We start from the raw sequence: 24,744 nt of genomic DNA, 5'->3' as shown, positions 1-24,744 counted from the left end.
GGCATCCGGAAAGAGGAGCACCATGGCATCCGACGACCTCCGCATCGGCGGCCGGAAATTGCGCGATCTTCCGAAGGTCTCGCTGCACGATCACCTCGACGGCGGTCTGCGCCCGCAGACCGTCCTCGAACTGGCCGAGGAGGTCGATCTCGACCTCCCCGCGGACGACGCGAAGGGTCTGGAGGCCTGGTTCTCGGACCACATCGACGGCGGCTCTCTCGAGGACTACCTCGAGAAGTTCTCGGTCACCGTCGGCGTCATGCAGACGCGAGAGGGCCTCGTGCGCACGGCGAAGGAGTTCGTCGAAGACCTCGCCGCGGACGGCGTCGTCTACGGCGAGGTCCGCTGGGCGCCCGAGCAGCACCTCACGCGCGGGCTCAGCCTCGACGAGGTCGTGGATGCCGTGCAGGAGGGCATCGAAGCGGGAGAGGATGCCGCGGACGCCCGCGGTCGCGACATCCGGGTGGGGCAGTTGCTCACCGCCCTGCGGCACAACGACAACGCCCGGGACATCGCCGAGCTGGCCGTGTCGTGGCGAGGGCGCGGCGTGGTCGGCTTCGATCTGGCCGGCCCCGAGGACGGGTTCCTGCCGCAGCGGCACCGCGAAGCGTTCGACTACCTCGCCGAGCAGTTCTTCCCCACCACCGTGCACGCGGGGGAGGGGGCGGGGCTGGCATCCATCCGCTCCGCTCTGCTCGATGGACGGGCGCTCCGCCTCGGTCACGGCGTGCGCATCGCCAACGATCTCGACGTCGTCTCGCGCGAGGGCGAGGAGGTGCAGGTCACCTTCGGCGACCTCGCCCGCTGGGTGCGTGACCGCGAGATCACGCTCGAGCTGTCGCCCACCTCGAACCTGCAGTCGGGAGCCGTCACCGCCTGGGGCGACACGATGGACGCCCACCCGTTCGACCTGCTGTACCAGCTCGACTTCTCGGTCACCGTGAACGTCGACAACCGCCTGATGAGCGCGACGACGCTCACGCGCGAGCTGGGTCTGCTCGCTCAGGCCTTCGAGTACGACCTCGATGACCTCGAGGCCTTCCAGCTCAACGCGGCCGCCGGGGCCTTCCTGCCGGTGGAGGAGCGCGAGGAGCTCATCGAGATCATCTCGGAGGGTTTCCAGCGCTGACGCGCGAACGAGGCGGCGCTCATCGTTTCGATGGGCGCCGTCGTCGTTCGCAAAGGCGGCGGGAATATCGCACGGCGCGCGAAACTCCTGACATTCGCGCTCGTTGCGCCGGCGAGGCCCCGGAGCCGGGCGCGACCGCACCGATTCTCAGGAGTTTCGCCCCCCCCCCCGGTTCCGCCCACGGCGGTGCGGGCGGGGCGACCGCGCGGGGCGACCGCGCCGGGCGCGCGGGGCGTGCGAAACTCCTGAGGGATCTGCCCGGACGCCGTCCCACGAGCGGATCGCGGTGCTGCAGGGTCCTGAACTCAGGAGTCCGGCCCGGGGGCGCCGTGCCCCAGAATGCGCTCGAGTGCGGCGCGGACACGGTCCGGGTGGTACAGGATGTCTTCGGCGAGCAGCCTCAGCGTCGCGTAGCCGCGTTCCAGAGCCGCCATATCGCGGCGCCGGTCCTTCTTGTGCACGTGCCAGCCGCTGTGGAACTGCTCGCTGTCGCACTCGACGATGAGCCATCCATCGACCAGCAGGTCGACACGCCCCACGCCGCCGATCTGAACCTGTGGTTCGACATGGCAGCCGAGCTGACGCAGAAGAAGGCGAGCCAGCGACTCTGTCCCCGCTTCGGCACGCGAGTCCAGCAGTGGGCGCAGGGCGTGGAATCGATGGGGGACACGTGCGAAGACCTCGCTGACGTCCGCTTCATCGACGAGCCCGAGGTGCCAGGCGTTGTCGAGCGTGGCGACCGCAGACCGTGGCGGTTGGCACCGGATGGCCTGCGCGAGCGCTTCGACGACGTCGACCGCGGCGCGGTCCCGTGGCGCTGATGACGGACGCCAGTGGTAGATAACGTCGCGGGGTGCCGGAGGTCGGCGGCTCGCCAGCGGGTCCTGCTGCACATGGCGGTGCGAGTGACGATGGACGAACACCCCGCGCAGGGCCAGGAGGGCGACGCAGTCCAGTCGCCCACCCAGACGCGCCGCTGCGACGATGTCGTCGTGCGCGCCCGCCGCGACGAACCGCCCTTGCCGCACGCGCGTCAGAACGCCGTCTGCGACGGCGCGGTTGAGAGCGCGCCGCGTCCACCCGGCAGCGTGCAGTTCGTGGGTCGTCCAGACGGACTCCCGGTTCTCGTCGCGCCAAGGATCAAGGGACGTCATCCGCTCACACTGGTCGGTCTGGTCGCCCCCAGTGCGGCGAGGGCCCGAGCTGTGGATAACGGATGCTGGGGAGGAACCGGTGTCTCAGCCCTCGCTCGTGCCAGACTCCTGACTTTTCGCGCCAGACGGGCCTGCTGCCCCGCCGACGGTGATTGAGCGGAGAGATTCTCAGGAGTTTCGCTCGCGCCGCCGTCCGCCTGCCCCGCGACGACTGGGCGCCGGGCCCGCGCGTCAGGGCCGGGGGAGGAAGCCGGCGAGCTGCGCGGCGATCACGCGGTCGACCTCGGCCGGGTCTGCCGTCGGGGTGCCGTCGCCCGGCTGCGGGCCGTACGCGCCGAAGGAGGCGTGCGAGGCGCCGGGGATCTCGACGAAAGTCGTGTTCGCCGGGAGCTCGCCCTTGGCATCCGCGATCTTCTGCGGTGTGGACAGGCCGTCCTCCGAACCCGACAGACTCAGAACGGGCAGACCGGATGCCGAGAGGTCGTTCGCGCAGTACGAGGCGAACAGCACGAGGGCGTCGGCGTCGGATGCCAACTGGCAGGCCCGCACGCCGCCGAGGGAGTGGCCGCCGACCGCCCAGGTCGACACGTCGGGGGCGAGGTCCGTGAAGGTCGACAGCGGTCGCGGGTCGAAGAACGCGAGGTTCAGCCAGGGCTTCGTGATGACGACGGTGACGCCGTCGTCGACGACGGTATCGGCGAAGGTCGCGATGTACCCCTCGGCCGCGACCTTCGCCCCCGGGATGAATACCAGCCCCTGCCCGGTCGCGCCCGACGTGGGGGAGAGGACGATGCCGGACCCGTCGGCGGTGATGGTGAGCCCGGGGTTCGTCTGCGCGTCAGACAGCGGTTCGGGTTCGGCGCCCATGACGCCCACCTGGCTGTAGATCAGGATGCCGCCCACCAGCAGCACCACGATCGCGCCCAGACCACCGAGGATCCAGCGCAGAAGACGACGACGCCGGCGGGGCGCTCGGGGCGCTCCGCCGGCGTCGGACGGGGTCGTGTCGGTCACCTCTCGAGGGTAACGCGGGGCTCAGGCGGGCAGTGCCGCCTTGCGCGCCGCGACGATCTCGACGATGCGCGCGTACAGCGCGTGCTCGGGGTCGAGGCCGGTGACCTCCGCCGTGAACGCCTCGGCATCGAGCTCGCGCAGCATGCGCTGCAGGTCGACGGCCTGGGTGTCCTCGGCGTCCGAGAACTCGAGTGCGGCGGCCATGGCGGCGACCAGGGCGTCGACGGGCAGGCCCCGCTCCACGGCCTCGGCGGCGGGTCCGACGAAACGCTCGTGACGCGAGAGCTTGCGCAGCGGCTGACGCCCCACGCGCCACACCGTGTCGGGCAGGGCGGCGTTGCGGAAGCGGCGCAGGATCGTCGCGCGGTACTCGCCCTGCACGCCGGCATCCAACTCGTGCTTCTCGACCAGCAGCGCGCTGGTCTCCTCCAGCGCGGCCTCGACCTTCGCCGCGATCTCGGGGTCCGCCAGGGCGTCCGAGATGCGCTCGATGCCCGCCTGCGCACCGAAGTACGCGGTGGTGGCGTGCCCGGTGTTCACCGTGAAGAGCTTGCGCTCGATGTAGGGCTCGAGGTCGTCGACGAAGTGCGCCCCGGGGATGTGCGGGGGGTTGTCGCCGAAGGGCGGCCGCTCGATCGCCCACTCGTAGAACGGCTCGACGGTGACGTCGACGCCGCCGCCGGACTGGGCCGGGACGATGCGGTCGACCGCGGTGTTGGCGAAGACCGAACGGGATGCCAAAGCATCCCAGGACTCGCCGGCGAGCTCGACCACGTGCTCGCGCAGCTGGTCGGTCGCCCCGATGGCGTTCTCGCACGCCATGATCTGCAGCGGCGGGAGCGAGGGGTCGCGAAGCGCGAGACCCGCGACGATGTGCGGGGCGACGAACTTCAGGATCGTCGGGCCGACGGCGGTGGTCACCACGTCGGCGGTGGCGATCTCGTCGACGAGCGCTTCGGCATCCACGGAGCTGTCGATCGCGCGAAAGCCGGTCACCTCCTTGTCGACGCCGCCCTCGCCCACCTCGTGGACGGTGTACGACGACGCGGAGTTGATCGCCTCGACGAGGGCCGCTGAGACGTCGGAGAAGACGAGGTCGTACCCGCCCTCGTGCAGGAGAAGACCGACGAAGCCCCGGCCGATGTTGCCGGCGCCGAAGTGGACGGCCTTCATGCGTTGACGGAGCCCGAGAGGGCCTGGAAGAGCTCCTCGGGGGAGGAGGCGGCCTTCAGGCGCGCGACATCGTCCTCCTCGGAGAACAGGATCGCGATCTGCGACAGGATCTCGAGGTGCTCGTCGCCCTTGCCGGCGATGCCGATGACGAAGGTGACGGGCTCCCCGCCCCAGTCGACGCCGCCGTCGTACCGCACCACGGACAGGCCGGACTCGAGGATCGCCTGCTTGGTCTCGTTCGTGCCGTGCGGGATCGCGAGCTCGTTGCCCATGTAGGTCGACACGGTCTCTTCGCGCTGCTGCATGGCGGCGAAGTAGTCGGCGGTGACGGCGCCGGTGGCCTGGAGCAGGTCGGCGGCCTCCTTCATCGCCTCCTCGCGGGTGGCGCTGCCGGGGTGGATGCGGACGGATTCGCTACGGAGGACGTTCGACATGGTTCTCGCCTTTCTCGTCGTGCTGTCCAGCCTCGCAAACCGCGGGCCGGACGGGAAGACGCCAGGGGCCGGGCTGACGCACCGACCCCTGGCGTGCTAAGGGAATTACTTGGCTTCGTGCTGAGCGCGCACCATCTCCACGACCTCGTCGTACTTCGGCGAGTTCATGAAGTTGTCGACCGACACGTGGAGCGAGTCAGGCGACTGCGCCTTCGCGCGGTCGGTGAGCTGGTTCTGCGTGATGACCAGGTCGGCCGAGCCGTCGAGGTTCGCGATCGCCTGGTTGGTGACCGTGACGCCGTCGATGCCGGCCTTCTTGATCTTGTTGCGCAGGACACTGGCGCCCATGGCCGAAGAACCCATGCCGGCGTCGCAGGCGAACACGATGTTGTTCAGCTGCTTGGTCGTCACGGCGCCGGCGGTGCCGCCGAGGGCGGCGTCGACGTCGCGGTCGGCCGCCTCGGTCGTGCCCGAGCCGGTCGTTCCGGCGGCGCGGGTGCGGAGGGCACCGAGGGCGGAGGACTCCTTGCCCTTGTTGGCCGCGGTCTGGTCGATCGCGGCGGCGAAGCTGTCGCCCTCGGCCTCCTGGTCGCGCTTGCGCGAGGCGCGGAGGATGACGCCGGCCACCAGGAAGGTCACCGCGGCGGCCACGACGACCGACAGGTAGACCACGAGGAGGTTGGCGGGACCGGCGCCGATGGCGGCGACGGTGACGGCGATGATGCTGCCGGGAGCCGCCGGGAAGGCCAGTCCGCCCTGGAAGATCATGTTCGTCGCGACACCCGAGGCGCCACCGGCGATCAGCGCGAGGATCGTCATCGGCTTCGCGAGGGCGTACGGGAAGTAGATCTCGTGGATGCCACCGAGGAACTGGATGATGATCGCGCCGGGAGCCGAGGCCTTGGCCGCACCGACACCGAAGAAGGTGAAGGCGAGCAGCAGACCCAGGCCGGGGCCGGGGTTCGCCTCGATGAGGAACAGGATCGACTTGCCCGACTCCGCCGCCTGCTCGATGCCGAGCGGGGTGAAGACGCCGTGGTTGATCGCATTGTTGAGGAACAGCACCTTGGCCGGCTCGACGATGATCGACAGCACCGGCAGCAGGTTGAACTGCACGAGGAACGCGACGATGCTGCCGAGGACCGCGCTGATGCCGAGGAACACCGGACCGAAGGCGAAGAAGCCGACGATCGCGAGGATCATGCCCAGGATGCCGGCGGAGAAGTTGTTCACGAGCATCTCGAAGCCGGGGCGGATCTTGCCGTCCCACAGCTTGTCCATCTGCTTGGTGACCCAGGCCGCGAGCGGGCCCATGATCATCGCGCCGAGGAACATCGGGATGTTGGTGCCGACGATGACGCCCATCACGGCGATGGTCGCCACGACGCCACCGCGGGCGCCGTAGACGATGCGCCCACCGGTGTTGGCGATGAGCAGCGGCAGCAGGTAGGTGATCATGACGCTGACCAGGCCGACGTAGCCCTGGTAGGTGCTGCCGTCTTCGTTGGCCGTGAGCGCGGTCATCGCCCCGGGCCAGTTGATGGTCGCGGCGTTTCCGCCTCCGCCGAGGATCTCGGCGACCGGGGACCAGTGCCAGCCGAAGGGGCTCTTGGCACCGAAGAATCCGGCGGGGATGAAGAGCATGGTGATGAAGCCCCATGCGATGAATGCCGCGATGTTCGGCATGATCATGCCGGAGAGGAACGTGCCGAATCGCTGAACCGCGATCCGAGCCCCTCCCGGCTTCTTGGTGGGTGACGTCGTCGTCATTGCTGTGTCTCCTTGACTGACTGCACGGCCGGGGCCGTATGGGGGATGCGGCTGACGCCGCGGTGTCGACGGGGCGGCCGGAACCGCCCCGGGGTTTACGGGGTGTGGACGAGGGTGGAGGCGGCCTGCGCTGCCTCGCGGGCGGAGGCCGCGTCGTCCGCGGCCAGGGCGGCCTCGGCGATGCGGCGGGCATCGTCGAGAGTGTGGGCGAGCAGGGTCGCGCGCACGTCGGCGAGGGCTGTGGGGGCCATCGACAGCGTGGTGGCGCCGAGCCCGACGAGCACGACGGCGAGCATGGGGTCGGCCGCGGCCTCGCCGCAGATGCCGACGGGCTTGCCGTGCGTGCGGCCCGCGGCGCCGACCTCGCGGATGAGGCGGAGGACGGCCGGATGCCACGGGTCCTGGAACGACGCGACCGAGCCGAGCAGGCGGTCGGCGGCGAGCGTGTACTGCGTCAGGTCGTTCGTGCCGATCGAGGCGAAGTCGGCGATCTCGAGGATGCGGTCGGCCAGGAGGGCCGACGAGGGGACCTCGACCATGACGCCGGTCGTCTTCAGGCCGTAGTCCTTCGCCAGGGCGGTGAAGTACCGGGTCTCTTCGACGGTCGAGACCATGGGCGCCATGACCCACAGGTCGGCGGGGCCGGCCTCGGACGCCCGGGTCGCGGCATCCGCTTCGGCGAGAGCCGTCAGCTGCTCGCGCAGGATGTCCTCGCTGGCACGGAGGGCGCGCAGGCCCCGCAGACCCAGCGCGGGGTTCTCCTCGTGCGCGTCGTTGAGGAACGGCAGGGGCTTGTCGGCGCCGGCGTCGAGCACGCGCACGACGACCTTCTTGCCGGGGAAGGCGCTGAGCAGCTCGGTGTACGCCGCGCGCTGCTCCTCGACGGTGGGGGCCGAGCTGGAGCTGAGGAAGAGGAACTCGGTGCGGAAGAGGCCCACACCCTCGGCGCCGAGCTCGACGGCCTCGGCGGCTCCGCCGGGCTTGCCGAGATTGGCCAGCAGCGGAACCTTCGTGCCGTCGGCGAGAGCGCCGTCGGTGATGGGGGCGGATGCCGCGGCTGCGCGCGCCTCAGCACGGTTGGCGGCTCGCGCCTTCTCGTCGTCGCTCGGGTCGACGGTCACGACGCCGGCGGCGGCATCGACGATGACCGACTGCCCGTCGACGAGGTCCTTCGCTCCGGCCGCGCCCACGACGGCGACGATCGACTTCTCGCGCGCGAGGATCGCGGTGTGCGAGGTCGGGCCGCCCTCGGTGGTGACCAGGGCCAGCACCTTGTCGAGGTCGAGCAGGGCGGTGTCGGCGGGGGCGAGGTCCTTCGCGACCAGCACGAAGGGGTGACCGGGGTCGGGGATGCCGGGGGCCGCGACGCCGCGCAGGCGCGCGATCACGCGCTGGGCGACATCGTCGAGGTCGGCCGCGCGCTCGCCGAGGTAGCCGCCGAGGGCCACGAGCTGCTCGCGGAACGAGGCGAAGGCGTCGTGCACGGCGAACTCGCCGGTCTTGCCGGCGGCCAGGCGCGCGTCGACCTCGGCTTCGAGGGTCGGGTCTTCGGCGATCATCGCCTGCGCCTCGAGCACGTCGCGGGCGGCGCCGCCGGCCTGGGCGCCGCGGGCTTCGAGCTCGCGGGCGACGGCACCGATGGCCTCGCGCACGCGCGCCGTCTCGTCGTCGACGCTCAGCTCGCTCTTGGCGTCCTTCGGGGCGGGCAGGGGCTCGGCCATGCGCGCGATGGGTCCCTGGGCCACGCCCAGTCCGATTCCGACTCCACGGAGTTCCGTCATGGTGCTGTATTTCCTTTACTCGGCGTCGTGGTCGGTGGTGAGAAGCTCCGCGAGGCGCTCCAGCGTCGCTTCGGCGTTGTCGCCGTCGGCGGTGAGGGTCACATAGTCGCCCTGCTCGAGTCCCAGCGCGATGATCCCGAGGATGCTCGCGGCGTTGATCGGCTTCCCCGCGTCCTTGGCGAGGGTCACCGGGATGCCGGAGTCCTTCGCCGCCTGCGCGAAGAGCTTCGCGGGGCGCGCGTGCAGTCCGTGCGACGATCCGATGCGGACGGTGCGTGTCAGGTGGGGCATGGGTGTCCTCTCCGTCGAGTTCAGATCGTGTCCGCGGGCTGGGCGGAACGCAGGGCGTCCTCGACCAGGGCGAGGGTTCGGGTGCCGCTCTGGTCGGCGAAGACGTCGTCGGGCAGCAGGACGACGGTCACGCCGCGCGGGGCGGCCTCGAGGCGGATGCGCTCGAGTTCGGGGGCGAGGTGCGGGCCGACCAGCACGAGATCGGCGGCGTCGAGGTCGATCGGGAGGGACCGCGAGGTTCCCGCCGAGGCGGAGTAGTCCAGGCCCTTCTCGTGCGCAGCACGACGGACGCGTTGCGCGACGAACGTGCTCGACGCACCCGCTCCACACACCACGAGGATCCTCATCGACCGGCCTTTCTTCCTCTCGATTGTCCGCACCTGTCTCACAGCGGACAACCAGGTTCGTTTCCCACCCCCCGGAACGCGGATGCCGCAGCCGCCTCCTGCGCGCGCCGTCCCGAGCCGCGCCCGGTGCGGACGGGCGTGAAAGGATGGATGGAACGCTGCCAACCGGGGCGGTGCGGAGGACGGATCGTGACGACGAAGGCTCGCCAAGACCGCCTGCTGGCCCTGTTGCTGCGGGACGGGGAATGGTCGACCGCTGCGTCTCTCGCCGACGCACTCGGGGTGACCCCGCGCAGTGTCCGGTCCTATGTCACGGCGATCAACGCCCGCGTCCCCGGCGGAGCGGCGATCGAGTCCGGGCCCCTCGGCTATCGCGCCGGGTCCGACGCCGCCGCAGCCCTTCGGGCCTTGACCGGAACGGATGCCGGCACCCCCCGCGACCGTCTGCACACCCTCGTCCGGCGGCTCCTGGATTCCGCCGACGGCATCGACGTCTTCGACACGGCGGACGCCCTGCACGTGAGTGCCGCGACCCTTGAGGCGGATCTGTCACGCGTGCGGGGACTGCTCGGCGGAACGGAGCTGACGCTCGAGCGCTCGGCATCCACCGCCCGCCTGCGCGGAACCGAGGTCGCCCAACGCCGGCTCCTGTCGAAACTGGCGCACGACGAGATGGACGCCGGGCTCTTCGACCTCGACGCCCTGCGTCGCACGCTCGGCGAGCAGTCGGTCGGCGCCCGCGCGTTCGGGCCGTTCAAAGCCGAACTCGTCGCCGAACTCGGCGCCCTCGGCTACTACGTCAACGAGATCGGCATCGGCGACGTGGTGATGCACATCGCGATCGCCGCCGACCGCACCACGCGCGATCGGGCCCTTGGCTCCCCGGGCGGGGATTCGTCGGATGCCGCGGCCGCCGTCGTCGCCCTGCTCGACCGACTGACGGTGAAGCACATCGGCGTGCAACTCGGCTCGGGCGACCTGCGCCACCTCGCGACCCTCGTGCTGACCCGCATCGTCGCACCCGGCTCCCCGGCCGGCGACGACGTGCGCTCCCGCCTCGACCCGGCGGTCGAGGTGGCCGTGCGCCGGGTCGTCGAGAACGCGGCATCCGAGTTCCTCGTCGACATCGCCCACGACGACTTCATCCTGCGCCTGGCGCTGCACGTGCAGAACCTTCTGCACCGCTCGCGTGAGCAGGCGTGGTCGCGCAATCCGCTGACGCGGTCGCTGAAGTCGACGTACCCGATGATCTTCGAGGTCGCGGTCTACATCGCCAAGGGGCTGCAGGACGGCCTGGGCATCCCGATCCTCGACGACGAGATCGCCTACATCGCGATGCACGTCGGCGGCCGCCTCGAGCGCAGCCGCCGCGCCGACCAACTGCTGACGGCGACGATCGTGTGCCCCGGGTATTACGAGCTGCACGAGCTCCTGCGCTCGAGCGTCGACCGCTCGCTCGGCCAGGCGATCGAGGTCGTGGGCGTCGAGACGCGCATCGACCCGGCGTGGGACTCGATCGAGACCGACCTCGTGCTCACGACCATCGACCCGCCGCGGCCGGGCGACCGGTTCGTGCGGATCCAGCCGTTCCTCACCGACGCCGACGTCGAGCGCGTGCAAGCCGCCGCCGGTCGCATCCGCCGCGGGCGGCGTCTGGCGCGCCTGCGGGCCGAGCTCGAACGGTACTTCGCGCCCGAGGCATTTGTGCGGGGGCTGGATGCCGCTGACGGCGAGGCCGGCGTCATCCGACGCCTCGGCGGGATGCTCGTCGAGCAGAGCGTGATCGACGACGCCTACGTGGCTCGGGCCGTGGAGCGCGAGGCCATCTCGTCCACCGCGTTCACCGACGCGCTCGCCGTGCCTCACGCGATGGGCATGACGGCGACCCAGACCCGCATCGCCATCGGCATCGCCGACCCCTCGATCGCATGGGGCGAGGGTCGCGTGCAGGTCGTGGCGCTCGTGGCCTTCAGCGAGACCGACCGCGAGGCCTTCCAGACGGTGTTCGAGCAGTTCGTCGAGGTGTTCAGCGAGCGCGACAGCGTGCAGCGCATCGTCCGCCGCGCGGTGTCGTTCCCCGCGTTCCTGGACGAACTGGTCGCGGTGATCGACGGCTGAGGCGGGTCCTCGCCGCCGGTCGAAGCTTGCCCGCACGTCTCTCACGCGTTGTGGGGCGTAGTTGGTGGCTCCGGGGCGTGGATGGCACCTCTCTCGGTCGTTGTGGGGCGTGATTCGTGGCTCCGGGGCGTGGTTCGTGGTCCCGGGGCCACATCCGCCGCCCCGAACGGCCGCCCCGGCCCCGCTGGGCGACGGCGTGATGTCGAACGGCAGGGGCAGTTTGGCGCACGAGTCGTGCGCTATGCGCTGTGCGTCTCAGGCTGCGGCTGGCCTGGGCACCGATCCATGACCCACGGATGTGGGCGCGCCTGCTACTCGAAGCGGTTCACGGACGCGGTCCGGGGCGCACACCGAAGGCAGCAAGACGGCGGCCCAGAGCGGCGGCGTCGCTGATGTGTTCCCACCCCCAGCGCACCACGGCACGCCCCGTGGTGCCTCGGATCCAGTCCTCGCGCCGCTTCTCCGCTTCGACGACCTCGCGAGACGAGCGTCCAGAGGTGTCGGCGAGCTCGCGGTACTTCACCTTGCCGTCGAATTCTCCCCATGCGTTCGCTTCATCGAGCCCGAAGTCGAGCCAGTAGGTCTTACCACGCGGCCCGTCAACGGCAACCTGCAGTGACGGCGAGGCGAAGCCCAGCTCGTCGAGTCGGATTCGGCTGATGCTCTCTCCGGGGCGCTGTGCTCGTCCGTCTGTGAACTCCAGAGCGCGGCGCCCGCGGCGACGCCCGCGCGGAGAGACGTCGAGAGCGTCGATTGCGGACGCGCGAAACGTCGCCGCCTTGTCCAGGTCGTACGTGTTGGATGGTGTCCAAGCGATGGCGCGCAGACCGGCGTCAGCCGCTGAAACGGCCGACTCTCGCGATTCCCATCTCGCCACGTCAGCGACGGTTCGAACGAGTGACGTACATGCGATTCCGTTGATTTCCGTGATGTCATCGGTGCTGAGTTCTCCGCGGTGCCGGACGACGTCAGAAGCAGCGCTCGGTCGATTCTCGGGCGAGCAGACGTGCAGTCGCCCATCATCTGCGAGCAGCGGGAGTCCATGGAGGGCCGCAGCAGTGCGACCCGCGAAAATTGGGCGAGAGGTCGCGACGGCACCGTAGGAGCGTGCCCGAAGGACCACCTGCTCCTCGATCTTCAGATCCTGCAGCTCGGAAGCGCGTGCGAACACACCGCGCCGCACGGCGATGAGTTGGCCGGCCTTCAGAGCGCGGGCGATCTGGCGGGAGTCCCACCCCAGATCCTCCAGGTCACGACGACGACGCAGAGGAACGACGAATGCATTCGACATGGCCTGATCGTTGCGGTCACCGGCGCTCCCTCGCGGGCCGGGACGCCCCGACTGCGGACAGAGGGCGCGAACCCGTGGATGGGGAGGAGGGGCGCACCCCGCGGCAGCCTTTTCCCCACCAGGCTGCGGCCATACAGCCCGAGCGCGCTGACATGCCCATCCGTGGCCCCGGGGCCACGGGGCACGCCCCGGGGCCACAATCTGCGCCGCAGACCGTAGCCAGCAGGGAGGCCCCCTGCGCGCTTCACAGCGCGGCAGCACCAGCGATTCCGCGTCCCCGCATGCTCATGATGCCTGCGGCCACGTCCCCTCAGGCGCGGTGACCTGCTCATTCGTGGCCGCGGGGCCATGGAGTGCACCCCGGGGCCACGGTTCGCGCCCCGAACCGGGTCGGCGCTCGTCGTCCGCCGCGCCGGACCCCTCAGCGCACCGACACCAGCAGCTCCTCGGCCCCGGCGCGCAGGGCCTCGAGACGCCGGCGCGCCTTCTTGGCCGACGAGCCGCGCACGTCGAGGTACAGCTTCAGCTTCGGCTCGGTGCCGCTGGGGCGAACGATCAGGCGGGAGCCGTCGTCGAGCCACAGGCGCAGCACGTCGCCCGGGGGCAGTCCGTCGACGCCGAGCAGCAGGTCGTCGATGCGCGACACGGCGATCTCGCCCACCGCGGCGGGGGGCTGGGCACGCAGCGCGGCCATGATCCCCGCGATCTCGCTGACATCGCTCACGCGCACCGAGATCTGGTCGCTCGCGAAGGCGCCGAACGTGTCGCGGAACTCCTGCAGCAGGTCAGCCACGGTGCGGCCCTGAGCGCGAGCCTCGGATGCCATGCTCAGAAGAGCCACGGCGGCCGAGATCCCGTCCTTGTCGCGCACGGTCGTCGGGTTGACGAGGTAGCCGAGGGCCTCCTCGAAGCCGAACACGATGCCGGGCGCCCGCGAGATCCACTTGAACCCGGTGAGGGTGGAGTGGAACTCGAGACCGTAGTGCTCGGCGACGGCCTGGAGTCCGGGCGACGAGACCAGAGAGCAGGCGAGGGATGCCGGCGCCCCGGGACCGTCCGCATCGGAGCCGCCCGAGCCGGCCGTGGCCTTCGCCGCGCGCCACCCCAGCAGCAGCCCGATCTCGTTGCCGGTCAGCCGTCGCCACCCGCCCTCGGAGTCGGCGTCGGGGACCGCGACGGCCAGGCGGTCGGCATCCGGATCGTTCGCGATGACGAGCTCGGCGTCGACGGCGCGCGCGGTCTCGAGCGAGAGGTCCATGGCCCCGGGCTCTTCGGGGTTGGGAAACGCGACGGTCGGGAAGCGCCCGTCGGGGTGGATCTGCGCCTCGACGACGGTGGGCTGGGGGTAGCCCGCTTCGGTCAGCACGCGCGAGACGGTCTCCCATCCGACGCCGTGCATGGCGGTGTAGACCCAGTTGAGACCCTCGGCTGCGGCGGGTGCGGGTGCCACCGCGGCGGTCGCGGAGACGTACGCCTCGACGACCGACTCGGGGGCGTTGGCGTAGCCGACCGAGCGGGGGAGGGTGGTGATGTTGCCCTCGTCGGCGATCCGCTGGATGTGGGCGGCGATCTCGGCATCCGCCGGCGAGACGATCTGCGCGCCCTCGTCGGCGCCGCCGAGGTAGACCTTGTAGCCATTGTCGTCGGGCGGGTTGTGGCTGGCGGTGACCATGACGCCCGCGTCGGCACCGAGGTGGCGCACGGCGAAGGCGAGCACGGGCGTGGGCAGCAGGCGGGGGAGCAGGATCGCGTTCAGGCCCGCGCCGGCGAAGATCTCGACCGAGTCGCGCGCGAACACGTCGGAATTTCGGCGTCCGTCGTACCCGACGACGACCGTCGGCGTCTCGCCGCCCGAGCGCTCGAGCAGGTACGCCGCGAAACCGGCCGCCGCCTGGGCGACGAGCACGCGATTCATGCGGTTGGAGCCGGCACCGAGCGTTCCGCGCAGGCCCGCGGTGCCGAAGGCCAGCCGCGTCGAGAAACGATCCTCGAGGTCGGCGGCAGCCTCCGCATCGCCGTCCTCGACGCGCGCGAGCAGCTCCGACAGTTCTTCTCGGGTCACGGCATCCGGATCCTGCGCCATCCAGGCGCGGGCCGCGTCGACGTACGCGCTCACAACGCGCCGATCACGCGGGCGAGCAGCGCCGAGATCACGGGCTCGGCCTCGCGGCCGGCTTCGAGCACCTCTTCGTGGCTGAGGGGCGTCTGCTGGATGCCGGCGGCCAGGTTCGTGATGAGCGAGAAGCCCAGGATCTCCATGCCGGCCTGACGCGCGGCGATCGCCTCGAGGGCGGTCGACATACCGACGATGTGGCCGCCGATGGTCTTGGCCATCTGCACCTCGGCGGGCGTCTCGTAGTGCGGCCCGCGGAACTGCGTGTACACGCCCTCGTCGAGCGACGGGTCGATCGAGCGGGCGATGTCGCGCAGGCGCTTCGAGTACAGGTCGGTGAGGTCGATGAAGGTCGCGCCCTCGAGGGGCGAGTCGGCCGTGAGGTTGATGTGGTCGCTGATGAGCACGGGCTGGCCGGGCTTCCACGTCTCGCGGACGCCGCCGGCGCCGTTCGTGAGGATCATCGTTTTCGCACCCGTCGCGGCCGCGGTGCGCACGCTGTGCACGACCCGGCGCACGCCGTGGTTCTCGTAGTAGTGCGTGCGGGCGCCGATGACGAGGACGTTCTTGCCGCCGGGGGTGCGGACGCTGCGGAGCGTGCCGACGTGCCCCTCGAGGGCGGGCTTGGAGAAACCGACGACCTCGGTCGCGGGGAACGACGCCGTCTCCTCGCCGATGAGCTCGGCGGCGCGTCCCCAGCCGGACCCGAGGGTCACGGCGATGTCGTGGTGCTCGACGCCCGAGAGGCGGGCGATGTCGGCAGCCGCGGCGGCGGCGATCTCGAACGGGTCGACCGCGGGGTCGTCGAGCGGGTGTGAGGTGCTGTTGGACATTCCCCCACTCTAGAAACTGCGGGGCCTGCGGGCCAGACGGCACACACCTCGGATCATCGTGTCGGGCGCAGCTGTGTGGAGCATCGGCATCCGCCCAGCGCTGACAGAATGGATGCCATGGTGCAGAGCTTCGAGCGCAAGCAGTCCGTCGCAATCGTCGGCGGCGGCCCCGGCGGGTACGAGGCGGCTCTCTCCGCCGCGCAGCTCGGCGCCGACGTCACCCTCGTCGAGCGCGCGGGAGTCGGCGGTTCGGCCGTCATCACCGACGTGGTCCCCTCGAAGACCCTCATCGCCACCGCCGACGCGGCCGTCGCGATCCGCAATGCCAGCAGCCTCGGCGTGCAGCTGTTCGCCAAGGACGACCGCGGCAAGCCGCTGACCCCCGAGGTGGCGATCAACCTCGCCGCGGTCAACCAGCGCCTGCTCTCGCTCGCGCGGCAGCAGTCCGACGACATGCGCGCCTCGTTGCTCGAGGCGGGTGTCCGCATCATCTCGGGCCACGGACGTCTCGACGGCGACGGCGCCGTGGTGGTCTCGACCGAGGCCGGCGGAACCGACTTCGACCGTGTCGAGGCCGAGACCCTCGTCGTCTCGGTCGGTGCGTCTCCCCGCGAGCTCCCCTCGGCCAAGCCCGACGGCGAGCGCATCCTCACGTGGACGCAGCTCTACAACATGAAGTCGGTGCCCTCGCACCTCATCGTCGTGGGTTCCGGCGTGACCGGCGCCGAGTTCGCCTCGGCGTACATGAACCTCGGTGCCAAGGTCACGCTCGTCTCGAGCCGCGACCAGGTGCTCCCGGGTGAGGATCAGGATGCCGCGGCCGTGCTCGAGCGCGTGTTCCAGCGCGGCGGCATGACCCTGTTGGCGAAGGCGCGGGCCGATTCGGTCGTCAACACCGGCGATGGAGTCACCGTCACCCTCTCCGACGGCCGCACCATCGAGGGCAGCCACTGCCTGATGGCGGTCGGGTCGATCCCCAACACTGCCGGCATCGGGCTCGAGCAGGCGGGGGTGCAGATGACGGCATCCGGTCACATCCGCGTCAACCGCGTCGCGCGCACCTCGGTGCCCAACATCTACGCGGCGGGCGACTGCACGAACTTCTACCCCCTGGCATCCGTCGCCTCGATGCAGGGGCGTCAGGCGATCTTCCACGCCCTCGGCGACATCGTGATCCCGCTCGAGACGCGCCGCATCACGGCCAACATCTTCACCGCGCCCGAGATCGCCACGGTCGGCTTCAGCGAGCAGGACGTCACCGAGGGGCGGATCGCCGGCAAGGTGCGTAAGCTCCCGCTCTCGGCGAACCCCCGCGCGAAGATGCAGGGCATCACCGACGGCTTCGTCAAGCTGATCGCCCGCGAGGGCAGCGGCACCGTGATGGGCGGCGTGATCGTCGGCCCGAAGGCGTCGGAGCTCATCTACCCGATCGCGATCGCCGTCGAGCGCCGCCTCACCGTCGACCAGGTCGCGCGCGTGTTCGCGGTGTACCCCTCGCTGACCTCGAGCATCACCGACGCTGCGCGCGCCATGCACATCGTCGACCGCGACGACCCCGGCGAGGACTGAGCCCTCCGGATGCCGCGGCCTCGCGGCATCCGCCCCTCATCCGACGCCCGGGCACGGGCGTGGTGAGGCGCGGGACAGCGGTGCGATCCGCGGGCTCCAGGCGCTCCCTCCCGCGCGATAAACGCCGTTCCCGTCGAGAAACGCCGCCTCGCGGCGTGTCTCAGCACAGATGCCGTTTATCGCCGCCTGGCCATCTCGGACCGCGCCCCGGCTGATCGCGCCCCGGCGGGCCGTGCCCCCTCCTCTCTCGCGATAAACGCCCTTCCTGTCGAGAAACGCCGCCTAGCGGCGTGTTTCGGTACGGATGCCGTTTATCGCCGTCCGGCTGCGCCGCTCGGCTGCGCCGAACCGTGCCCCGCCCCGCCGCACCCCGTCGGATCGTGCCGCGCCGGACCGCGCCGCTCCGGACCGCGCCGCTCCCTTGCGACAAACGCTGTTTCTGCCGGGAAACGCGGCGTCGTGGCGTGTTTCGGTACGGATGCCGTTTATCGCCGTGCCGCAACGCGCCGCAGCCCGCAGGGCACCGCAGCGCGCCGCAGCGCGCCGCAGCCCGCCGTTGCTGGCGCAGCCCCCACGAACGACGGCGCCGCGCCCCCGAAGGAGCGCGGCGCCGTGTCGAACGGAGGGGCCCGTCAGCTGATCAGCAGCAGCTGGTGCCCCGCGGCGACCGTGGTGCCGGCCGAGGCGTCGATGCTCGCGACGGTGCCGTCCTTGTGGGCCTGGATGGGCTGCTCCATCTTCATCGCCTCGAGCACCACGACCAGGTCGCCCTTGACGACTTGCTGGCCCTCTTCGACGGCCACCTTGACGACGGTGGCCTGCATCGGCGACTTGACCGCGTCGCCGGTGGCGCCGGCCGTGGGCGAGGCACCGTGGGCGCGGCGGGACGGGGGAGCGGCGGCCGGACGACCGACCGAGGGAGCCGCGGCCGTGATGCGGTCGGGCAGGCTCACCTCGAGGCGCTTGCCGCCGACCTCGACGACCACCGTGTGGCGGCCGGGGGCTGCGGCGGGGGCTTCGAGCTCGCCGTCCCACGCGGGGATGTCGTTGACGAACTCCGTTTCGATCCAGCGCGTGAACACGCCGAACTCGCCGTTCTCGGCGGTGAAGGCGGGGTCGCGGACGACCTTGCGGTGGAACGGGATGACGGTCGGCATGCCGGCGACCTCGAACTCGTCGAGGGCGCGGCGCGAGCGCTCGAGGGCCTCGGCGCGGTCGCGGCCGGTCACGATGATCTTCGCGAGCAGCGAGTCGAAGGCGCCCGAGACGCTGTCGCCCGCGGTCACGCCGGAGTCGAGACGGATGCCGGGGCCGCCGAACGTCTTGAACACGTGGATCGGGCCCGGCTGGGGGAGGAACCCGCGACCCGGGTCCTCGCCGTTGATGCGGAACTCGATCGAGTGACCGACCGGGGCCGGGTCGTCGTAGCCGAGCTCCTCGCCCTCGGCGACGCGGAACTGCTCGCGCACGAGGTCGATGCCGGTGACCTCTTCGGAGACGGGGTGCTCGACCTGCAGGCGGGTGTTGACCTCGAGGAACGAGATCGTGCCGTCGGCGCCGATGAGGAACTCGCAGGTTCCGGCACCGACGTAGCCGACCTCCTTCAGGATGGCCTTCGACGCCGAGTAGAGGATGGCGTTCTGCTCGTCGGTCAGGAACGGCGCGGGGGCCTCTTCGACGAGCTTCTGGTGGCGGCGCTGCAGCGAGCAGTCGCGCGTGGAGACGACTACGACGTTGCCGGCGGCATCGGCCAGGCACTGCGTCTCGACGTGACGCGGCTTGTCGAGGTACTTCTCGACGAAGCACTCGCCGCGGCCGAAGGCGGCGACCGCCTCGCGCGTGGCCGATTCGAACATCTCGGCGACCTCGTCGAGCTCGCGCGCGACCTTGAGCCCGCGTCCGCCGCCGCCGTACGCGGCCTTGATGGCGATCGGCAGGCCGACCTCGTTGGCGAAGGCGATGACCTCGTCGGCACCCGAGACGGGGCCGGGGGTCCCGGGGGCCAGGGGTGCGCCGACCTTCTCGGCGACGTGGCGCGCGGTGACCTTGTCGCCCAGGGCCTCGATGGCGTCGGGGGAGGGGCCGATCCAGATGAGGCCGGCACCGATCACGGCGCGGGCGAAGTCGGCGTTCTCGGCGAGGAAGCCGTAGCCGGGGTGCACGGCGTCGGCGCCGGAGCGGCGGGCGACCGAGAGGATCTTCTCGATCGACAGGTAGGTGTCGGCACTGGTCGCACCGTCGAGGGCGTAGGCCTCGTCGGCGAGGCGGGTGTGCAGCGCGTCACGGTCCTGATCGGCGTAGACGGCGACGGAGGCCTTCCCCGAATCACGGGCGGCGCGGATGACTCGGACGGCGATCTCGCCGCGGTTGGCGACAAGGACCTTGGCGATCTTCGGCATCCTCCCAGCCTAGCGAGGGGTCACCCCGGCCTTTTGACCCTCCTCGATAAGAAACGCCGAAAAACGTGTGAGGGAGTCTACGAACGGTTCCACAGGTCGGTCCACGAACCGCCCAGTTCGCGCACAAGTCGGCGGACCGTCGAGAGCGACATGCCCACCACCGTCGAGGGGTCCCCGTCCACCCGCTCGATGAACGCCCCGCCGAGGCTGTCGACGGTGAACGCCCCCGCCACCAGCAGGGGCTCGCCGGTGGCCACGTACGCGGCGATCTCGGCGTCGTCCACATCGGCGGCGAAGGTCACCGAGGCTTCGGCGACGGCGAAGGCCTCGCGCGGCTCGGAGCCGGGGGAGAGGCGGAAGACGCTGTGCCCGGAGTGCAGAACCCCGGTGCGCCCTCGCATCCCGCGCCAGCGTGCGGTCGCGACATCCGGGGTGTACGGCTTTCCGAGGATCTCGTCGCCGAGGGCGAACATCGAGTCGCCCCCGATGACGAAGCCGTCGAAATCGGGCTCCTCGGCGCGCAGGCGGTGCGCGACGTCGGCGGCCTTGCGTTGCGCGAGCAACAGCACGTGCTCGGGGGCGGACAGGCGCCGGGCCTCGTCCGCCTCGACCTCGGCGATCACGGCTTCCTCGTCGACCTGGGGTGCCCGCGCCTCAGGCTCGATGCCCGCTTGGCGCAGCAGCATGAGACGAGCGGGAGAAGTGGATGCCAAGCACACGCGCATGCGACAACGCTACCCACGTGCGGGGGCGGCGGTCTCCGCGCCGCCCGGACCCCTCGACGAGCTCAGGGACCTCCCGCCGGGGGCGGTCGGGCGTCGCCGCGCCCGCCCCCGGCGGTCTCCCGGCCGCGTATGACAGGCTCGGAGGATGCACGACGGCGACCTCATCGAACTCGACATCACCGGCATCGCCCACGGCGGCGTCTTCGTCGGACGGCACGAGGGGCGGGTCGTCTTCGTCTCGGACACGATGCCCGGCGAACGCGTCCGCGCGCGGTTGACCGACACCCGCAAGAAGGCGTTCTGGCGGGCCGAGGCCGTCGAGGTGGTGGATGCCGCTCCCCAGCGCCGTCCGCACGTCTGGCGTTCGGCCGATATCGATGTGGATCCCGCGGAACGCGTGGGCGGGGCCGAGTTCGGTCACATCGACCTCGCGCACCAGCGCGCTCTCAAGGAGCGCGTGATCCGCGAGGCCATGGAGCGCGTGGGCCGGCTCGAGCTGCCGGTCGACGTGCGCCCCGCCGGCGACGCCGATCACCCCGAGTCCGTCGACGGAACGGGCTGGCGGACGCGCGTGAGCCTCCACGTCGACGACCGGGGCCGGGTGGGCGCCTACGCCGCGCGGTCGCACCACGTCGTCGAGACCCCCGACTTCCCCCTCGCGACAGAGGCCGTCGCGCGTGCGGCCGCCGAGGTGCGCGGGGGAGCGCGCCCCGGGCGCATCGACCTCGTCCAGCCGGCCGACGGACGCGTGCGCGTCCTGCCGCGGCCCGAGGGCGATCGCTCGACCGCTGCCCCCGAGGTCGTCGACGAGATCGTCGGTGAGCGCGTCTTCCGCGTCGATGCGGGCGGGTTCTGGCAGGTGCACCGCCTCGCCGCGTCCACGCTGACCTCTCTCGTCACGGCGGAGCTCACCGCTTCGGTCGGGGCCCTCGACCCCGAGGCGATGCATCTCGACCTCTACGGCGGCGTCGGCCTCTTCGCCGCCGCGCTCGCCGAGCTGGGCGGGTCGTCGACGCGCGTGGTGAGCGTGGAATCCGACCCCCGGGCGACGGAGCACGCCGGTGAGAACCTCGCCGAGTGGGTCGGTGCGCGGGCCGAGACGGCACGGGTCGATCGCTACGTCCAGAACCTCGCCGCCGGCGCTTCCGAGCGGGAGCGCGAGCGTCTGGAGCGCGGTGTCGTGCTGCTCGACCCGCCACGGGCGGGTGCGGGCCGGGTCGCCGTCGAGGGCATCGCCGCGCTGACCCCGTCCGCCGTCGTCTACGTCGCGTGCGACCCCGTGGCCCTCGCCCGCGACCTGGCGCTGTTCGCCGAACTCGGGTACCGCGCCGAGCGCGGCATCCGGGGTGTCGACCTCTTCCCGAACTCGCACCACGTCGAGGCCGTCACGGTGCTGCGCCGCTGACGCGCCGGGTCGCGCGACCTTCACCCGCGCGGCGGCCCCCGCGCCGATACGATGTGGGGATGACGCGCGTCGCCCTCATCGATGACCACGAGTCGGTCCGACTCGGGCTGGAGGCCGCCCTCGCGCGCACCGAGGCCACCGAGGTCGTCTTCTCGGGCGCGAACGTCGCCTCGTACCTGTCCTGGCGTCAAGCGGCGGCCGCGAACCCCGCCGACGTCGTGGTGCTCGACCTGACGCTCGGTGACGGCACGACGGTCTCCGAGAACGTCGACCGCGTCGTCCGCGACGGCTCCAGCGTCATCATCCACAGCGTCGCCGACCGCGCCGCCGCGGTGCGCGAGGCACTCGCCGCGGGCGCCGCGGGGATCGTCAGCAAGTCGTCGCCGACGCACGAGGTGCTCGGCGCCATCAGCACCGTCGCCCGGGGCGAGGTGCTCGACAACGTCGAGTGGGCGAGCGCCGTCGAAGGCGATCGGGAGTTCGCCGACGCGCAGTTGTCCGCTCGAGAGCGCGAGGTCCTGCGCCTGTACGCCGCGGGCCTTCCGCTCAAGGCCGTCGCCGACCGCCTCGGCGTCGCCTATTCCACCGCCAAGGAGAACATCACCCGCGTCCGCGTGAAGTACGTCGAGGTGGGGCGCCCGGCACCGACGAAGGTCGACCTGCTGCGGCGCGCCATGGAGGACGGCATCCTGCAGGACGCACCCGATGATGCTCCCCGCCATGGCTGAGAACCATCGGTCCGTGCTCGACGAAGCCTGGGGGCGGATCCCCCACACCCGCGAGGGGCAGGCGGAGCAGGGGTCGTTCACGCAGACGCGGATCGAGCGCGTCATCACCCTGATCGTGGGCCCGGGCTCCCTCGTGCTGGGGCTGCAGGCGTTCGTCGCCGCGTTCGGACCGGGAGATGAGGCGGCCGGGTGGCACATGCCTCTCGTCCTCGCCGTCTTCGTGCCGCTGGTGGCGATGATCATCGCCTGCACCGTGGGACGCTTCGCGCGGGTGTTCTCGGGTGTCTTCGCAGTCGTCTTCATGCTCGCCCTCGCGTTCTGGCCCGTTGCCACGGCCGGCGGACCCACACCGGTCCCCACCGAGAACCCCTGGATCTTCTACCTCATCAACGTCGCCACGGTCGCCACCGTGGTCGCGTTCCCCCTCTCGCTGCAGATCGTCTGGACGGTCGCCGCACCGCTGCTGTTCGGGGTGGTGCGCCTGCTGCAGGCCGGCGGGCGGGGAGAGTTCATCCTGCCGATCTCGCTCGACGCCTCGTTCGCGCTGATCCTCGGCAGCGTCCTGGTGACCCTCGGCTGGATGTACCGCTCGATCGCCGCGAACGTCGACCAGGCCCGCGCGTCGGCCGTGTCGAGCTACGCCGCTGCGGCCGCGACGGCCGCGACCGAGCACGAGCGGGTCGCGGTGGCGGCTCTCATGCACGACAGCGTCCTGGGCGCCCTGCTCGCGGCGGACCGCGCCACGACCCCGCGCGAGCGCACTCTCGCCGTCAGCATGGCGCGCGAGGCGCTGACCCGGCTGGCGAACGCCGAGAAGGACTCCCTCGAAGGAAGCGACGAGCCGGTCCCCGCGCTGCGCCTGGCCGACGACATCGAGGCCGCCGCTCGCGAGCTCGGGGTCGACCTGACCGTCGTCCGCCACGTCGACGAGGGCACACCGCACGTCCCCGGGCGGATCGCCCGCGCGCTCGTCCTCGCGGCGATGCAGGCCGTCGCCAACGCCGTACAGCACGCCGATGCGCAGGGCCTCACGGTGCAGTTGACGGGCTACGCCTCCCCGGGAAGCGTGTCGGTCCGGGTGCGCGACACGGGCCCCGGCTTCGACGTCACCGCCATCCCGGCCGACCGACTCGGCATCCGCGGTTCGATCGACGCGCGACTGGCGGCCGTGGGCGGTCGCAGCGAGATCGATTCGCACGCCGGCGGCACCACGGTCACCCTTGAGTGGGAGAGCGGAGACCGCTGGTGACCGTTCGCGCCATCCTGTCGGTCATCGGACTGGCCTTCACCGCCTACCTCGCGGCGCGCGGCCTCATCTGGACCTCTCCCGAGACCGTCGAGCGCGGGTGGCTCATCGTGGCGGCCCTGGTGCTCTACCTCCCGGTGACGTGGCTGTGGATCTTCGCGATCGGCGCGCGCGGCCGGCGGGGACAGCCGGCGCCGACCTCGGGTGCGCGACTGCCCGCCTGGGGGGTCGTGCTCGCTCTCGTGGTGGCGATCGTGGTGTCGAACGCGACGTTCCTCGCGGTCACCGAGGCCGGTCGCACGCAGCCTTTCGTCACGTGGGTGATCGGCGGTGTCGGCGCGCTCATGACCATCGTCATGGTGCGGCGCCGGCCCATCGTCGCATGGGTCGGGATGCTGATCCTCGCCGTGTCGACATCGTTCTGGTTGGGGCCGCTGCAGGCGCTCAGCCTGGGCCTGGTCGGCTCGATCGTGTGGGTGACCGCGGCGCAGCTCGTGACCATCGCCCTCGACCGCGCGGCGCGGGACGCCGAGCGTCTCGCCGAGCTCCAGCAAGCGGCATCCGCGTGGCAGGCCTCGCAGAGCGGCCGGCAACGAGAGCGTCGGCTTCACGTTCAGCGCGCGCTGCAGGCGGCGGGCCCCATCCTCGCCCGCACCATCGAGAACGGCGGCAACCTGCGCGCGGCCGACAAGCAGGCCGCTCGACGCGCCGAGGCCAGCCTGCGCGATGAGCTGCGGGGCAACCGCCTGCTCGACGACGACGTGCGGGCCGAGATCGACGCCGCGCGCCGCCGGGGGTCCGCGGTGAGTCTGTTCGACGAGGGCGGTCTCGAGGGACTCGGCGCCGCGGATCTGAAGGGCATCCGATCCGAGCTGGCGGGCATCCTGCGGGAGTCCGTGTCGGAGCGCGTGATCATCCGCACCTCTCCGCACCACGAGATCGCCGTCACGATCGTCGGGCGCTCGAGTGGTGAGAGCGCCGGGGGAGACGACGATCAGGTCGACCTCTGGCGCGAGATCCGTCGCCCGCGCTGACCCGCAGGCGGCAGCAGTACCTCGGCTGTGATCGAGCCCCGCGTGTGCGCGCCCCCGCGGCCGGCGGCGACGACGTGAGGGGGGTCCGTCGACGCTGCCATGCCCTCCGCGGGGGAAGAGGATTGGGGGTGAGGGGCGGCGAATGCGCCTGCCCCTCACCCGTGCGAACGGTTACCCGAAAACCGTCCGC

20 protein-coding genes are annotated in these 24,744 nt (G+C 71.3%); 7 read left to right on the top strand and 13 right to left on the bottom strand.

All coding sequences use genetic code 11. From position 1 onward, the window contains the following. Positions 1-22: 22 nt before the first annotated feature. Positions 23-1,129 (top strand): adenosine deaminase, encoded by a 1,107-nt coding sequence (locus QBE02_RS06770; protein WP_279367633.1) that lies wholly within the window; start codon positions 23-25, stop codon positions 1,127-1,129. Positions 1,130-1,434: 305 nt separating this feature from the next. On the opposite strand, the gene QBE02_RS06765 is transcribed toward QBE02_RS06770, so the two are convergent. The 8 genes from QBE02_RS06765 to QBE02_RS06730 all read right to left on the bottom strand — a co-directional run bounded on the left by QBE02_RS06765 (position 1,435) and on the right by QBE02_RS06730 (position 9,093). Next, positions 1,435-2,283: an endonuclease domain-containing protein gene (locus QBE02_RS06765; RefSeq protein ID WP_279367632.1), complete on the bottom strand. Its 849-nt coding sequence runs from the start codon at positions 2,281-2,283 to the stop codon at positions 1,435-1,437. A gap of 231 nt (positions 2,284-2,514) precedes the next feature. After that, positions 2,515-3,297 carry an alpha/beta hydrolase gene (locus QBE02_RS06760; protein ID WP_279367631.1) on the bottom strand — a complete coding sequence of 261 codons (783 nt, stop codon included), beginning with the start codon at positions 3,295-3,297 and terminating at the stop codon, positions 2,515-2,517. A gap of 21 nt (positions 3,298-3,318) precedes the next feature. After that, the gene (locus QBE02_RS06755) at positions 3,319-4,470 is read right to left on the bottom strand and encodes a mannitol-1-phosphate 5-dehydrogenase (RefSeq protein ID WP_279367630.1); all 1,152 of its coding nucleotides are present in this window, start codon (positions 4,468-4,470) and stop codon (positions 3,319-3,321) included. Further along, a complete protein-coding gene (locus QBE02_RS06750; protein WP_056226758.1) occupies positions 4,467-4,904 on the bottom strand; it encodes a PTS sugar transporter subunit IIA in 438 nt (145 codons plus the stop codon). The genes QBE02_RS06755 and QBE02_RS06750 overlap by 4 nt, the downstream gene beginning before the upstream one ends. A 105-nt stretch (positions 4,905-5,009) precedes the next feature. Beyond that, complete coding sequence (locus tag QBE02_RS06745) at positions 5,010-6,674, bottom strand: PTS mannitol transporter subunit IICB (RefSeq protein ID WP_279367629.1); 1,665 nt, start codon at positions 6,672-6,674, stop codon at positions 5,010-5,012. A 95-nt stretch (positions 6,675-6,769) separates the two neighbouring features. After that, complete coding sequence (ptsP, locus tag QBE02_RS06740) at positions 6,770-8,455, bottom strand: phosphoenolpyruvate--protein phosphotransferase (RefSeq protein WP_279367628.1); 1,686 nt, start codon at positions 8,453-8,455, stop codon at positions 6,770-6,772. A 15-nt stretch (positions 8,456-8,470) separates the two neighbouring features. After that, positions 8,471-8,746, bottom strand: coding sequence for an HPr family phosphocarrier protein (locus QBE02_RS06735; protein ID WP_056226762.1), 276 nt, complete (start codon positions 8,744-8,746; stop codon positions 8,471-8,473). 20 nt (positions 8,747-8,766) lie between these two features. Then, a complete protein-coding gene (locus tag QBE02_RS06730) occupies positions 8,767-9,093 on the bottom strand; it encodes a PTS sugar transporter subunit IIB (RefSeq protein WP_056226764.1) in 327 nt (108 codons plus the stop codon). A gap of 189 nt (positions 9,094-9,282) precedes the next feature. Here QBE02_RS06730 and QBE02_RS06725 point away from each other — a divergent pair, with 189 nt between their 5' ends. Continuing rightward, complete coding sequence (locus QBE02_RS06725) at positions 9,283-11,211, top strand: BglG family transcription antiterminator (protein ID WP_279367627.1); 1,929 nt, start codon at positions 9,283-9,285, stop codon at positions 11,209-11,211. 325 nt (positions 11,212-11,536) lie between these two features. Here QBE02_RS06725 and QBE02_RS06720 read toward each other — a convergent pair whose 3' ends face one another. From QBE02_RS06720 to QBE02_RS06710, 3 genes are all read right to left on the bottom strand, one after another. Further along, positions 11,537-12,088, bottom strand: coding sequence for a hypothetical protein (locus tag QBE02_RS06720; protein WP_279367626.1), 552 nt, complete (start codon positions 12,086-12,088; stop codon positions 11,537-11,539). 835 nt (positions 12,089-12,923) lie between these two features. Continuing rightward, positions 12,924-14,585: a phospho-sugar mutase gene (locus QBE02_RS06715; RefSeq protein ID WP_279367863.1), complete on the bottom strand. Its 1,662-nt coding sequence runs from the start codon at positions 14,583-14,585 to the stop codon at positions 12,924-12,926. 29 nt (positions 14,586-14,614) lie between these two features. After that, a complete protein-coding gene (locus QBE02_RS06710; protein ID WP_279367625.1) occupies positions 14,615-15,448 on the bottom strand; it encodes a purine-nucleoside phosphorylase in 834 nt (277 codons plus the stop codon). 108 nt (positions 15,449-15,556) lie between these two features. On the opposite strand from QBE02_RS06710, the gene QBE02_RS06705 reads away from it, so the two are divergent. Further along, positions 15,557-17,017, top strand: coding sequence for an NAD(P)H-quinone dehydrogenase (locus QBE02_RS06705; RefSeq protein ID WP_279367624.1), 1,461 nt, complete (start codon positions 15,557-15,559; stop codon positions 17,015-17,017). Between the two features lie 632 nt (positions 17,018-17,649). Here QBE02_RS06705 and QBE02_RS06700 read toward each other — a convergent pair. Both QBE02_RS06700 and QBE02_RS06695 read right to left on the bottom strand, forming a co-directional pair. After that, the gene (locus QBE02_RS06700; protein WP_279367623.1) at positions 17,650-19,416 is read right to left on the bottom strand and encodes a biotin carboxylase N-terminal domain-containing protein; all 1,767 of its coding nucleotides are present in this window, start codon (positions 19,414-19,416) and stop codon (positions 17,650-17,652) included. A gap of 77 nt (positions 19,417-19,493) precedes the next feature. Further along, a complete protein-coding gene (locus QBE02_RS06695) occupies positions 19,494-20,141 on the bottom strand; it encodes a Maf family protein (protein WP_279367622.1) in 648 nt (215 codons plus the stop codon). Between the two features lie 145 nt (positions 20,142-20,286). On the opposite strand from QBE02_RS06695, the gene QBE02_RS06690 reads away from it, so the two are divergent. Genes QBE02_RS06690 through QBE02_RS06675 form a run of 4 tightly spaced genes read left to right on the top strand, consistent with a single transcriptional unit; the run spans position 20,287 to position 24,554 of the window. Further along, on the top strand, positions 20,287-21,546 hold the full coding sequence (locus tag QBE02_RS06690) for a class I SAM-dependent RNA methyltransferase (protein WP_279367621.1): 1,260 nt from the start codon (positions 20,287-20,289) through the stop codon (positions 21,544-21,546). Positions 21,547-21,605: 59 nt separating this feature from the next. Beyond that, positions 21,606-22,274 carry a response regulator transcription factor gene (locus QBE02_RS06685; RefSeq protein ID WP_056226776.1) on the top strand — a complete coding sequence of 223 codons (669 nt, stop codon included), beginning with the start codon at positions 21,606-21,608 and terminating at the stop codon, positions 22,272-22,274. A gap of 13 nt (positions 22,275-22,287) precedes the next feature. Beyond that, positions 22,288-23,523 carry an ATP-binding protein gene (locus QBE02_RS06680; RefSeq protein WP_279367620.1) on the top strand — a complete coding sequence of 412 codons (1,236 nt, stop codon included), beginning with the start codon at positions 22,288-22,290 and terminating at the stop codon, positions 23,521-23,523. Beyond that, entirely contained in the window at positions 23,520-24,554 is a 1,035-nt protein-coding gene (locus QBE02_RS06675; RefSeq protein WP_268103455.1) for a hypothetical protein, read from the top strand. The genes QBE02_RS06680 and QBE02_RS06675 overlap by 4 nt, the downstream gene beginning before the upstream one ends. Positions 24,555-24,744 lie beyond the last annotated feature (190 nt).

The sequence above is a fragment of the Microbacterium testaceum genome (assembly GCF_029761935.1).
GTDB lineage: Bacteria > Actinomycetota > Actinomycetes > Actinomycetales > Microbacteriaceae > Microbacterium > Microbacterium testaceum_A.
Note: the sequence above shows the minus strand (reverse complement) of the source record. Positions and strands in the feature narration are given on the sequence as shown.